Below are 12,853 nucleotides of genomic sequence, written 5' to 3' on the forward strand. Positions count from 1 at the left end.
CCGTGTCAGTCGCTGTTCGGATTTGTGTTAAATTAAAACCGGACCCGACACAAATCACTATCTTCCTGACGTGACATCACATCACACGGATAACGGGAAATTCACGCCCCGTGCCGCCTGTGACGCCCTGCCGCTTGACCTCGCGCCCGGAAAGCGGTCTGCCTTGCCGCCAAACGCCGTCGCAGACCAAAGAGGCCGCCCATGAGAATCGTCACATTCAACATCAACGGCATCAAAGCCCGCCTCGAAACACTGACCAAATGGCTCGAATCCGCACAGCCTGACGTGGTGCTTTGTCAGGAAATCAAATCCGTGGACGAGGCCTTTCCCCGCCAGCCCATCGAGGATCTGGGCTATAACGTGGAAACCCACGGACAAAAAGGGTTCAACGGCGTTGCCATCCTGTCCAAATTCCCCATCGAGGACATCGCACGCGGCCTGCCCGGCGATGACAGCGACGAACAGGCCCGCTGGATCGAGGCCACGGTGACCGGCGATCACAGCGCGGTGCGGCTCTGCGGCCTTTATCTGCCCAACGGCAACCCCGTCACCTTTGACGACGCGGGCCAGCCGCTGCGCGAGGGCAAATACGACTACAAGCTCGACTGGATGGACCGGCTGCATGCGCGCGCCCGCGATCTGATGGCGCAGGAGATGCCCGCGCTGATGGGCGGCGACTACAACATCATCCCGCAGGCAGAGGACGCCGCCCGCCCCGAGGCATGGACCCGCGATGCGCTCTATCTGCCGCAATCGCGTCAGGCCTTCCGCCGCATTCTCAACGACGGCTGGACCGAAGCCTTCCGCGCCCGCATCCAAGGGCCGGGCCACTATTCGTTCTGGGATTATCAGGCAGGCGCGTGGAACCGCAACGACGGCATCCGCATCGACCACTTCTTGCTGACCCCGCAATGCGCCGATCTGATGCGCGACTGCTGGATCGAAAAGGACGTGCGCGCCATGGACAAACCGTCCGATCACGTGCCTGTCTGGCTCGACCTCGACCTGTGATCGCGCTGTCGCCTTGCAGCCCCCGCCCTGACACACTAATTTCCCCATAAGACACCAACACAGGGACATTTATATGCCGATCCACGCACCGGACCTCGAAGCACTGCTGCGCCAGTCCTTTCCCGACGCCGAAATCGCCGTCTCGGGGGATGATGGCGTGCATATGTCCGCCATGGTCATCGACGAAAGCTTTCGTGGCAAGAACCGTGTGCAGCAGCAGCGCATGGTCTACGCCGCGCTCAAGGGCAAGATGGACGGCGCCGACGCGGAATTGCATGCGCTGGCGCTGACCACCAAAGCCCCCGACTGAAGAAAGACACCGATATGGGCGCGTTTCTCGCTGACAGCTGGCCATTCTTTGGCGCCATCGCCTTGGTGGTTGTGATCACCTGGGGCGCCCTGCAACCCTACATTCGCCAGGACCGCAAACGGCGGCAGGCGCAGGAGGAAACAGATGACTGACGCAAACACTCAGATCGACGAAACGGTCAAGGCCTTCGACGTCGTGCTTTTCATGAAGGGCACCAAACAGATGCCGCAATGCGGCTTCTCCCAGCGTGTGGCCGGTGTGCTCAACTACATGGGCATCGACTATCAGGACGTGAACGTGCTGGCCGATGATGCCATCCGTCAGGGGATCAAGGACTACTCCGACTGGCCCACCATCCCCCAGCTCTACGTCAAAGGCGAATTTGTGGGCGGCTGTGACATCATCACAGAGATGACCCTGTCGGGCGAGCTCGACACGCTGCTGGCCGAGAACGGCGTCGACTTCAACAAAGAAGCCGCTGACAAGATCCGCGAAGCCAACGGCTGACCACGCGTCGGCACGCGCAACACACCGTAGGGCGGGGATATTCCCCGCCCTTTTTCATGCCCTGATGTGAACTGGATGCAAAAAAGGGGGCCGAAGCCCCCCGTTTTCTCACATGCGGGCGACCGCCCTGCCCGCCTCAGCCTGCGAGCTTTTCGTCCACCGTCTCGGCCAGCGCCTCGGTGCGCGCGGCGATCTCTGCAAGCGCGTCCTGCACACTGGCGGGGATCACCGGCACCTCGACCTTTTCCGGCTCTGGCGCGGGGGCGTTTTTCAGCGCCTCCAGCTCCGCCTGCACAGCGGCCAGCTTTTGCTCTGACGCGCCCAGCTTTTCCTCAAGACCTGCGGTTTTATCCGCCAACATCAGCCCAGCCATCAACAGCATGCGCGGCTCGGGCAGACGTCCGATCTGCTCGACCAGCACCTGCGCCTCTGCGTCCAGCAACGCCGCTGCGGATTGCAAAAACGGCTGTTCGCCTTCCTGACAGGCCACCTCGAAGGTGCGGCCACCAATGTGAATGCTGACTTCGATCTGGCTCATGCGCTTGTCTCCTCGGTGGCATCTGCGGCCTCGGCCAGCAGCGGCTCCAGTGTGGCGACCAGCGCCTCTGCCTCGGCGATCTCCAGCGCGCGGCTGGCGCGCATGGCTTCCAGCTCGGCGGCCAGTGCCTTGTTGATCAACTGCGTGTCACCTACGCCCATGGCGTTGGCCTCGCGCAGGGCGGTGTTGCTTTCGGCAAGCTGGGCATTGGCCGCTCGCAGGCGCTGCACCTCTGCATCCAACGCCTGTAGCGTATCGCGGTCCGGTGCCTCTGCCGCAGGCGCCGCCTCAGCCGCAGCCGCAGCCCCGCCGGACACCATCCGCTCCTTGAGATGGCGCATCCGTTCGGTCAGCTGCGCATTGGCCAGCTTTTCGTCCTCCAGCGCCTCGCGCACCAGACGCAGCTCATCCTCGACGCGGGCCCAGTCGGCGCTGGACACGCCGCTGTCATTGGCCTGCGCGGCCTCAGCGGCGGCAGCAATCGCGGCCTCCGCCTCCGCGCGCACCGCTGCCAGTGCCGCCTCGTGCATCTCTGCCTCGCGGGCGACCGCCTCTTCGACAGCCGCCGCTATCGCCGCCTCTTGGTCTGCCTTGGCCGCCTCAACCGCGTCGGCGACGGCGCTCTCTTGCGCCAGACGCGCGGCTTCCAGCGCTTCCTCTGCCTTGTCGGCCTGTTGCGCTGCCGCCTCGGTCGTCGCCGCCAAAGCACGCTCGCTCTCGGCCAGCTTGTCCTGCAGCGCGCTCAGCTCTGCGCCACCCGGACCGGGTTCATACGCCTCAAGGCCCTGTCCGATCCGGTCCAGCGCACGTGTGATCCGCGCCTGCAATTCGTCGATCTGGGTCATCTGCCCTCTCGCCCCCGTAACGTTTCGGCCTTTACACAACTGATTCCATTCCGAATCAACCCCCGGCCCTTTTGTGGTAAGTCTATCAACTGGGCTCGGGAAATGCTGCCCCCCTTGAACCTTAGCCGATCCAAGGCCTTACTCGGCGGCTTTCACCCTGTTCCGTGCCGTTTTAATGCGCAAACCTTGCCTTTCGTCCATTTGGTGTTACTCAGCCGGAAACGTCGCAATTCAAGGAACACGACCGGTGGACATCCAAGAGCTTCGCACCCGCAACCCCGATCACTGGATGCGCGCGACCGCCATCCGCGCGCTGGCGCTGGACGCCGTGGCCAACGCCAACTCCGGCCACACCGGCATGCCCATCGGCATGGCCGATGTTGCCACCGTCCTGTTCGGCAAGCACCTGAAATTCGACGCGAAAAACCCGCAGTGGCATGACCGCGACCGGTTCATCCTGTCCGCCGGCCACGGCTCCATGCTGATCTATTCGCTGCTCTACCTCTGCGGCGACCCCGAGGTCACGCTCGACGAGATCAAGAACTTCCGCCAGCTGGGCGCGAAGACCGCCGGTCACCCGGAAAACTTCCTGCTCAAGGCCGTTGAGACCACCACCGGCCCGCTGGGTCAGGGCATCTCCAACTCCGTAGGCTTCGCCATGGCCGAGGAAATGCTGCGCGCGCGCTTCGGCAAGAAACTGGTCGACCACCACACCTATGTCATCGCCGGTGACGGCTGCCTGATGGAAGGTGTCAGTCAAGAAGCCATCGCCATCGCAGGCCGTCACGAGCTCTCCAAGCTGATCGTCTTCTGGGACAACAACGACATCACCATCGACGGCAAGGTGTCCCTGTCCGACAAAACCGACCAGATCACGCGCTTCAAATCCGCAGGCTGGCACGTGCAGGAAATCGACGGCCACGACGCCGAGGCCATCGACGCCGCCATCACCGCCGCCAAAAAGGCCGGCAAGCCCTCGATGATCGCCTGCAAGACCCACATCGCATTGGGCCACGCAGCGCAGGACACCTCCAAAGGGCACGGCGCGCTCACCAACGCCGAGCAGAACACCGCCGCCAAGGACGCATGGGGCTGGACCACCGGCCCGTTCGAAGTCCCCGCAGACGTCAAATCCTGGTGGGAAGAGATCGGCACCCGAGGTGCTGCAGACCGCTCTGAATGGGAAGCCCGCCTCGCAGGGATGTCCGAGAGCCGCCAAAAGGAATTCGCCCGCGTGATGAACGGCGAAGCCCCGAAAAAGCTCTCGGCCACCGTCAAGGCGCTGAAAAAGCAGATCTCGGAAACCGCCCCCAAGGTCGCGACCCGCAAGGCGTCGGAAATGGCGCTCGAAGTCATCAACCCGATCATGCCCGAAACCATCGGCGGCTCGGCGGACCTCACCGGCTCCAACAACACGCTGACCGGCGACATGGGCGTCTTTGACGTGGGCAGCCGCAAGGGCCGCTACGTCTACTGGGGCATCCGCGAGCACGGCATGGCCGCCGCGATGAACGGCATCGCGCTCCACGGCGGTCTGCGTCCCTACGGCGGCACCTTCATGGCCTTTACCGACTATGCCCGCCCCTCCATGCGTCTCGCCGCGCTGATGAAGGTGCCGACGGTCTTCGTCATGACCCATGACAGCATCGGTCTGGGCGAAGACGGCCCGACCCACCAGCCGGTCGAACACCTCGCCATCTCGCGGGCGACGCCCAACACGCTGGTGTTCCGTCCGGCGGACGCGGTGGAAACCGCCGAGGCCTGGGAAATTGCGCTGAAACAGACGGACACCCCGTCGGTGCTGTCGCTGACCCGTCAGGGCCTACCCACCGTGCGGACCGAGCACAAGACCGCCAACCTGTCGGAAAAAGGCGCCTACGTGCTGGCCGAGGCCGCGGGCAAGCGTCAGGTCATCCTGATGGCCACCGGTTCCGAGGTCGAACTGGCGCTCAAAGCGCGCGAGGCGCTGCAGGCCGAGGGCATCGGCACCCGTGTCGTCTCCATGCCCTGCATCGAGCTGTTCGAACAACAAGACGAGGCCTACCGCCGCAAGGTTCTGCCCGCCGGTCCCGTGCGCGTCGCGGTCGAGGCCGCGGTGCAGTTCGGCTGGGACAAGTGGCTGTTCTCGGAGCGTGGCAAGCGTGACAAGGGCGCCTTCGTCGGCATGCCCGGCTTCGGCGCCTCCGCCCCGGCAGAGGTCCTGTTCGAGAAATTCGGCATCACCTCCGACGCGGTCGTCGCAGCGGCCAAGGGCCTGCTCTAAACGCAGCCCTTGCACAGTACAAAGAAAGCCCCGCCGACACACCGTCGGTGGGGCTTATCCTCAGGCAAACAGATATAATCATATGGGTCGCCTATGGGGACAAAGCGGCAATTGGCTGCGGTCTCTCCAATGGCCTCTAACTGATCTTAGATTTTAGTTTTCACCCAAAAGTTCTTGAATCACATCCAATTCCACCAAGATGTATTCGAGGTTTCTTTGGATACATTCGAATTTCTCAGGCGACATTTGTACCCTTTGCAAAGCCCCGTGTTTGCTCCCGTCATCGCGAGTGTGCCTCTTGATGAACTTACAAACTAACAGCCCCTCCTCAGTAACCCAAAGTCCATGTGCAAACTGGCCTCTCAGCTCTGAAGCAAAATCCAGCTTCGAGAGGGTGTTGGTGAAACAGTCTGAGTTGATGCCCACATCATTTTTCAGTTTATCACGAAGCATCTTTTTGCGCTGATCAAAAGTGCCGCGAGCCGCATTGGTCATTTCATTTTCTGTAACACTAGGCACCGCCGATATAGTGCGGAACAACTCGTATTCGATGGCGGTTAGCAAACTCACTGTTCGGCCAATACTCGCATATTGGCCTTCATTGAGACGTCTGAGCGATTTAATCTCCGAATTCATGCACTTCGTCCCCTACGCTACTGGCTATTTCAACTCGCGTTAGATGGTCACTTAAAGCACCAACTTACCATAACTTAATTGGACATTCGTGAAACGCGCGCCCCCAAAAACACTTCGGACGCCAAGCGGCCATTCAAGGCGGCGAGCCTCCCAACGCATCCGTCGCCCGTAGGGTGGGTTTTCAACCCACCTCCCCCGGCCCGTTTTCCCGCAAAACCCGCGCCACGACCGAAACCTTTACAACCGACCGGTTTGATGCGCAAAACCGGTCGGTTCGGACCTTTAAATCTGATGAATTCGAGCGAACTGCGCCGTTAACCTCCGGACGGCCCGCGCGGCAGCCACAACATCTGGACGCCCTGCGCTCCATTTACGGTAAATATCCCACGGGTTTCGATCACGAACAGCGGGTTTTGACCCATTCACAACTTGTTAAGCACAGCTTTCGCGGCCCGCAGCCCCGGTTCCTCGCCATCACGCCCCAACCGCTGCATGGTCAGGTCCATCGCCGCCTGCTGTCCGCCGGGTGCCTCCAGCACCTTTAAAACACCCTCGGCAATCGCCTCGGGCACGCAGTCTTTGCCAATGAATTCAGGCACTTCACGCGTTTCGCTCACGAGGTTGACCAAGGTCACCGTGTCCACCAGCAACAGCCGCGAGATGACCTGCCGCGACAGCCACGACATATCATAAGCAATGACCATAGGCGTGCCCACGGCGGCCAGCTCCAGCGACACGGTCCCACTCGCCGCCAGCGCTACATGTGCCGCCTTGAATGCCGCCTGCTTGCCGGAAACATCCTCAGGATCAATGACTTGCACCGGCACGGACCAGCCTGCGACCGCCTCCGTTACCGCAGTCTTAACCTGTCGCCCCGCTGGTAACAAAAATTGCAGGTCGGGCCTTTGCGCGGCCAGCCGTTCCACGACTTCGCGGAACACCGGTAGCAGCCGCGCCACCTCGGACCGGCGCGACCCCGGCAAAACCAGACACAGCGGCCCCTCCGCCGCCTGTGCGCCCCGCCATTCCGCGGCCTGCTCGGCGGTGGCCACCGACTCCATCACCACAGGATGCCCCACGAAATCGCAAGGGATTCCAACGGCTTCCATAAAGGGCGGCTCAAACGGCAGCAGCGCCAAAACCTGATCGACCACGCCGACCATCTTCTGCGCCCGCCCCGGACGCCACGCCCAGACCGTGGGCGCCACGTAATGCACCACCCGAATGTCCGACGCAGCCTTCACCAGCTTGTTCACGCGCAGCGAAAATTCCGGCAGGTCGATGGTCACCAACACATCCGGTTTCCACTCCAGAACCGCATCCGCCGTCTGTCGGATGCGCCGCTTCAAGGCCCTGTATTCCTTCAGGATTTCCACGATCCCCATGATGGAAATCTCATCCATCGGAAAGATAGAAACCAGCCCCTCGGCCTCCATCAACGGGCCGCCGATGCCGCGAAACTCTGCCTCAGGGTGCAGCTGTTTGACCCCGCGCATAAAGGCCGCGCCAAGCTTGTCGCCCGATGCCTCGCCCGCCGTGACGAAAATCCTCATGCGGCCCCCCTTTCCCGGATCCATAAAAACAGGCCCGACGTCTCGAGCGAGGCCCGAACGCGCGGCTGATCAAGGATCATAACCCCCTGATGTTCCACGATGATACCGCGCAGCCCTTTGGTCGCCGCGCGTGCCACCGTCTGAGGCCCGATCACGGGCAAATCGGCGCGGCGGTCCTGTCCGGGCTTGGGGGCCTTGTACAGCACAGCGCCCTGAGCACCCTCAAGCCCGTCCAGCATCGCATCCGTCCCGGCGTCACTCTCACGCGCCAGCACAACATCGCCACGCAGGACACAGGCCTGCCCCAGATCCGCCGCCGCCTGTTCCGCGCTCACGCGGTCACCCAAGGGGGGCAGATCACCCAGATCGGGCAAGACGCCCCAGACCCCGGCCTCCGGCAGCAGGCTGGGCGCAACCTCATGCGCTGCCACCATGGCAAAGCCAGCGTCCTCAAAGATCGCCATGGCGATGCGCAACGCGCCATCGTCGCCACGACGCAAGGCCCGCACGACACGCGGCACCAAAGGCCAAGTGCGCCATCCGATCCGCCGTAACGACAGCTCCGGTCGTGCAATTCCACCGCAAAAACAAACGCTTGTCACTCCGCGCCCCCGCAGCCAATGCAACAGGGTGCCCAGATGTTCGATCCGGAATTCGCGATCAACCGCCAGCCCCTCGGGTGCGTTGCCAGTCAACGAACAGACCACCACCGGCCCGCCATAGGCGGCAACAACGGCGGCAGGCAAATCCCCCCGTCCGGCGATCAGCGCCAGCATCAGTGCGGCGTCAGGAACGACCGGTCCGTGTCGCCCAGCACAAATTCGACGATCTCGCGGACGTAATCGCTTTGCGTTTCATCGCCCAAACGGCGCGCGCGATCCTGAAACGCGCCCTCCCCTTGCGCCAGCATCTGGAATGCCGCGCGCAAGGCGGTGATGTCCGAACGCGCCACCCCGCGCCGTTTCAGCCCCACAAGGTTCAGCCCGTCGAGCTTGCCACGCGGGCCCTGCACCAGCCCGTAAGGAATGACATCATTGGTCACCATGGTCACCGCGCCGATGATGGCCCCGCGCCCGATGCGCACCCACTGGTGCACGCCAGACAGACCGCCAACGATGACGTCATCCTCGATCACGCAATGCCCCGCCAGCGCGACATTGTTGACCAAAATCACCTTGTTGCCGACCCGCACATCATGCGCCACATGGCAGCCCGCCATAAACAGGCCGTCATCGCCCACCACGGTTTCACCACCACCGCCTTCAGTGCCGGTGTTCATGGTCACATGTTCGCGGATGCGGTTGCGTTTGCCGATCCGCAGCGATGTTTTCTCGCCACGGAATTTCAGATCTTGGGGAATTTCGCCAATGACACCAAAGGGAAAGACCACGGTCTCTTCGCCGATGGTGGTGTTGCCGGTGACGACCACGTGGCTTTTCAGCTCCACCCTGTCGTGCAGGGTCACCTCGGGGCCGATGTGGCAGAACGGACCGATGCGGACGCCTTCGCCAATGCGGGCGCCCGGTTCGATCACCGCTGACGGGTGGATCAGATCGCTCACGCCGGCAGCTCCATCATGGCGGTGAATTCGGCCTCTGCCGCGATTTCACCGTCAACGGTGGCTGTGCCGCCGAATTTCCAGACCTTGCCACCGGGTTTGCCGCGCAGGGTTTCGACCTGCATCCGCAGCTGATCCCCGGGCACCACCTTGCGGCGGAATTTGCATTTGTCGATCGACATAAAGAACACTTTCAGCTCCTTGTCCGCCAGATCAAGTGCTGTGCCCACCATCACAGCCGTGGTCTGCGCCATAGCTTCGACGATTGTAACACCGGGCATGATCGGCAATCCGGGAAAGTGGCCCTGAAAATGCGGCTCGTTCATGGTGACGTTCTTGATGCCCACGGCGCTTTGCGTGCCGTTGATGTCGATCACCCGATCCACCAGCAAAAACGGATAGCGGTGCGGAATGATCCGCTGGATCAACTGGATGTCGGCGGTAAGAAGATCGTCGCTCATGGTCTGGCTCTCTTGTCGTTTGCTCTTTGCAGTAGCAAGGCGGCGCCAAAGGGGCAAGCCGACGGGACCGATCACGGGTCCGTCGGCACGGCCTCGCTGTCTGCGTCAGGGGTCGGGGCCGCCTCTTCGGGCTGGCCCGCATCAATCAGCGCAATGGTGTTGTCGGTGATATCGACGTAGTCCGCAGCGATCAAAACATTGCGGCGTTCCAGCACGACAACCGCATTGGTGGCACGCATGATCTGTTCGATCACCGGCCGTGCCGCTTGCAGGAAATCGCGTCGGCTGTCGTCGCCGCGCGTGCCCAGGGCCTCGGCCTTGGCGTCCTGTTCGGCGCGCAGGCGCTGCACCTTGGCGTCAAAAGCATCGGCGAGCAGACGAAACTGGGCTGGATCCATTGAGGCGCGCTGATCCGTCAGCCGCTGCTCTTCCTCGGCCAGCTGCTCTTCGATCCGACGGTTTTCTGCGGCAATCTCGGCACCCGCCGCCTCTATCTCCGCGTTCAAGGCGCGGCCAAAGGCGCTTTGCAGAAAGGCGCGTTCGAAATCGATGACCAACACACTGCTTTGAAAGCTGCGCGCCTCAGGCGGCGCATCCTGCGCGACCAGACCGCCGGGGGTGATCCCGGCGATCATCAAGGACAGGCTCAGACACAGCCCACGCATGGCTTAGAACTGGGTCGAGACGGTCAGGTTGAAGTTCTTCACGTCATCGTAGTCGTTTTTAACCAGCGGTTCCGCGAAATCCATGCGAAGCGGGCCAAGCGCGCTGTCCCACAGGATCGAGAAACCGATCACGTGACGGGCTTCGAAATCCGACGACACGATGGAGCTGCCCGATGCGGCGTTGGCCCCGTCGTTCACACCCCAGACAGAACCCACATCGTAAAACAGACCGCCGGCGATGCCGTATTCCTCGGGCAGGCCCAGCGGGAACTCGGCCTCGAACCGCGCGACGGCGTAGAAGTTGCCGCCCAGCGGATCATCGTCACCGTCTGCGCCGATCTCACGCGGGCCAATCCCCGCGTAAGAGAAGCCGCGCATGATGTTGGGGCTGGTCTGGAAACGGTCGGTGACGCGGCTTTCCCCTTCGGAGTAGTGCAGCGCCCCCCCTTCCAGCGTGGCCCGCAATGTGACCTCTTCGCTGAACACGCGGGTCTGGGCAATCGCCTTGGCGGAGGTGCGCACATAAGAGGTATCGCCCCCCAAGCCGCCGAAATCCTGACCGAATTCAAGACGCACACGGCTGTTCGGAGACAGCCCCGCCCGCGCGGTGTCATAGGTGTAGGTGTAGCCGATGCCGCTGTCGAAACGCTCGCCCTCTTCAGCCTCGGTCGCGATCACGCCCGGATCAGAGGTATCCGCGCCAATGGCATCTTCCGCCTCGATATCGGAGTAATTGAGCGAATAACGGACCTGCAAACGGCCATTGTCCGACAACGGGAAGGTCAGCGACGGCTGGAACAGGCCGGTCGTCGTGTCGTAATTCGCGGTGCCAAGGCTGTCGGTTTCCGCGAAATTGGCCGTTACACCAAAGGCCAGATCACGGCCCAGCAAGGCCGGTTCAACAAAGGTCAGCCCGTAGCTGCGCGAGGACGAGGCCGTGTTGATGTTGAACCCGAAGGTCTGCCCACGGCCGAGGAAGTTACGCTCCGAGAAGGAGATCGCCGCACCAAAGCCCGAGGAGGACGAGTAGTTGCCACCAAAGGACAGCGAGCCGGTCGGCTGTTCCTCGACGTCCACGTCGATCACAACCTGCTGCGGAGATGACCCTTCGCGCGCATCGACGTTCACGTTGGCAAAGAAGCCAAGCGCCCGAATGCGTTCCGCGCTTTCGCGGATGGCGCGCGGGTTGAACGGGTCCCCTTCGACCACGTCAAACTGGCGGCGCACTACACGGTCCAGCGTGGTGGAGTTGCCTTCGATATCGATCCGTTCGACAAAGATACGCTCGCCGCGCACCAGCTCGAAGGTGACATCAAGCGACAGATCACGGTCGTTGCGGTCAATGCGCGGATCGACACGAACGAAGTTCAGCCCCTCGCGGATGGCCAGCTTTTCGAGACGTTCGATCTCGTTCTCGACGCGCATCGGGTTGTAAGTCACGCCCGGGCGCAGACGCAGGGCGTTCTGAAATTTCTCCACATCCACGTCCGGCAGGTCAGAGGCCACCGTGACGTTGCCCACGCTGAACTGCTGCCCTTCCTCGACGTTGAAGGTCACGAAATAGCCGTCGCGTTCCTGTGCAAGCTCGCCATTCACGCCGGTCACGCGGAAATCCACGTAGCCGCGCGACATGTAGAAATCGTTCAGCAACTGCTTGTCGAACTCGATGCGGTCCTCGATGAAGGTATCCTTGCGGATGACCGCGCGCAGCAGACCGGCCTGCTTGGTGTCGACCACGCGGCGCAGACGACGGTCGGTGTAGACCGTGTTGCCGACAAAGCCGATGCGCTCCACCTCAGAGACGCCGCCTTCGAAGATCTCGAACACCAGATCCACGCGGTTGTCGGCACGGCGGATCACCTTAGGCGCGACGCGTGCCGCCAGACGGCCCTGCACCACGTAAGCCTCGGAAATGCTTTGTGCATCCTGCTCCGCCAGACGCGGGCTAAAGACACGGCGGGTCTGGCTTTGCACCAAGGGCGCGAGATCCTCGTCCTTGATGCGCTTATTGCCCTCGAACACGATCCGGTTGACCGTGGGGTATTCTACAACCGAAATTACGAGCGTGTTGCCCTGCGGCGTGATCTCGACGCTTTCAAACAGGCCGGAGTCCTGGATGCGCTGATAGGCGTCGTTCAACTGTCCCGCGCTGACACGCTGACCGCGGGCGATGCCCGCATAGGTCAGGATGGTGCCGGCTTCGACCCGCTGGTTGCCCTGAATCTCGACGTTGGAGAAGCTGTAGGACTGCGCATAGGCCGCCTGTGGAATGACCACGCTTGTGGCGCCCACACCCAGACCGATCGCCATCGACAGGCAGACGGCCTCGACGATGCGGCAGCGGTTTTTGTTCATTGGTTTTTTCTGCGCAATTTGCGCGGAAATGACTTCGGCCATTTTCGCAATCCACTTCGACATCCCTTGGCGTCGTGAGTATCGGGATTGCGGCACCTTGTCAAAAGCCGATGCGCGGAAAAAATCCAATGACCGGACAAGGGATCGCGGT

Annotated in this window: 14 protein-coding genes; 5 read left to right on the top strand and 9 right to left on the bottom strand. The window is 62.2% G+C overall.

The window, feature by feature from the left end; all coding sequences use genetic code 11:
• The first annotated feature begins 201 nt into the window (after positions 1-201).
• The 4 genes from xth to grxD all read left to right on the top strand — a co-directional run bounded on the left by xth (position 202) and on the right by grxD (position 1,828).
• Positions 202-1,011, top strand: a complete 810-nt coding sequence (gene xth, locus ACN5AZ_RS03755) for an exodeoxyribonuclease III (RefSeq protein WP_419427519.1) — start codon at positions 202-204, stop codon at positions 1,009-1,011.
• A gap of 73 nt (positions 1,012-1,084) precedes the next feature.
• Positions 1,085-1,321 carry a BolA/IbaG family iron-sulfur metabolism protein gene (locus tag ACN5AZ_RS03760; RefSeq protein ID WP_419427520.1) on the top strand — a complete coding sequence of 79 codons (237 nt, stop codon included), beginning with the start codon at positions 1,085-1,087 and terminating at the stop codon, positions 1,319-1,321.
• 14 nt (positions 1,322-1,335) lie between these two features.
• Complete coding sequence (locus tag ACN5AZ_RS03765) at positions 1,336-1,473, top strand: hypothetical protein (RefSeq protein ID WP_419427521.1); 138 nt, start codon at positions 1,336-1,338, stop codon at positions 1,471-1,473.
• Positions 1,466-1,828 (top strand): Grx4 family monothiol glutaredoxin, encoded by a 363-nt coding sequence (grxD, locus tag ACN5AZ_RS03770; protein WP_419427522.1) that lies wholly within the window; start codon positions 1,466-1,468, stop codon positions 1,826-1,828. Before ACN5AZ_RS03765 ends, grxD begins: the two co-directional genes overlap by 8 nt.
• 136 nt (positions 1,829-1,964) lie before the next feature.
• Here grxD and ACN5AZ_RS03775 read toward each other — a convergent pair whose 3' ends face one another.
• Positions 1,965-2,366, bottom strand: coding sequence for a cell division protein ZapA (locus tag ACN5AZ_RS03775; RefSeq protein ID WP_419427523.1), 402 nt, complete (start codon positions 2,364-2,366; stop codon positions 1,965-1,967).
• Positions 2,363-3,211 (bottom strand): hypothetical protein, encoded by an 849-nt coding sequence (locus ACN5AZ_RS03780; protein ID WP_419427524.1) that lies wholly within the window; start codon positions 3,209-3,211, stop codon positions 2,363-2,365. Before ACN5AZ_RS03780 ends, ACN5AZ_RS03775 begins: the two co-directional genes overlap by 4 nt.
• A 247-nt stretch (positions 3,212-3,458) precedes the next feature.
• On the opposite strand from ACN5AZ_RS03780, the gene tkt reads away from it, so the two are divergent.
• Positions 3,459-5,474 (top strand): transketolase, encoded by a 2,016-nt coding sequence (tkt, locus tag ACN5AZ_RS03785; protein WP_419427525.1) that lies wholly within the window; start codon positions 3,459-3,461, stop codon positions 5,472-5,474.
• A 153-nt stretch (positions 5,475-5,627) separates the two neighbouring features.
• Here tkt and ACN5AZ_RS03790 read toward each other — a convergent pair whose 3' ends face one another.
• The 7 genes from ACN5AZ_RS03790 to bamA form a co-directional block, all read right to left on the bottom strand.
• The gene (locus ACN5AZ_RS03790) at positions 5,628-6,110 is read right to left on the bottom strand and encodes a hypothetical protein (protein ID WP_419427526.1); all 483 of its coding nucleotides are present in this window, start codon (positions 6,108-6,110) and stop codon (positions 5,628-5,630) included.
• Between the two features lie 422 nt (positions 6,111-6,532).
• Entirely contained in the window at positions 6,533-7,663 is a 1,131-nt protein-coding gene (lpxB, locus tag ACN5AZ_RS03795; RefSeq protein WP_419427527.1) for a lipid-A-disaccharide synthase, read from the bottom strand.
• Positions 7,660-8,439: an LpxI family protein gene (locus ACN5AZ_RS03800; protein WP_419427528.1), complete on the bottom strand. Its 780-nt coding sequence runs from the start codon at positions 8,437-8,439 to the stop codon at positions 7,660-7,662. Before ACN5AZ_RS03800 ends, lpxB begins: the two co-directional genes overlap by 4 nt.
• Positions 8,439-9,224, bottom strand: coding sequence for an acyl-ACP--UDP-N-acetylglucosamine O-acyltransferase (lpxA, locus tag ACN5AZ_RS03805; RefSeq protein ID WP_419427529.1), 786 nt, complete (start codon positions 9,222-9,224; stop codon positions 8,439-8,441). Before lpxA ends, ACN5AZ_RS03800 begins: the two co-directional genes overlap by 1 nt.
• A complete protein-coding gene (gene fabZ, locus ACN5AZ_RS03810; RefSeq protein ID WP_419427530.1) occupies positions 9,221-9,682 on the bottom strand; it encodes a 3-hydroxyacyl-ACP dehydratase FabZ in 462 nt (153 codons plus the stop codon). The genes lpxA and fabZ overlap by 4 nt, the downstream gene beginning before the upstream one ends.
• A gap of 71 nt (positions 9,683-9,753) precedes the next feature.
• Positions 9,754-10,347 carry an OmpH family outer membrane protein gene (locus ACN5AZ_RS03815; protein ID WP_419427531.1) on the bottom strand — a complete coding sequence of 198 codons (594 nt, stop codon included), beginning with the start codon at positions 10,345-10,347 and terminating at the stop codon, positions 9,754-9,756.
• Positions 10,348-10,350: 3 nt separating this feature from the next.
• On the bottom strand, positions 10,351-12,702 hold the full coding sequence (gene bamA / locus ACN5AZ_RS03820) for an outer membrane protein assembly factor BamA (protein ID WP_419427532.1): 2,352 nt from the start codon (positions 12,700-12,702) through the stop codon (positions 10,351-10,353).
• Positions 12,703-12,853 lie beyond the last annotated feature (151 nt).

Source organism: Sagittula sp. SSi028 (assembly GCF_048553715.1).
Lineage (GTDB): Bacteria > Pseudomonadota > Alphaproteobacteria > Rhodobacterales > Rhodobacteraceae > Sagittula.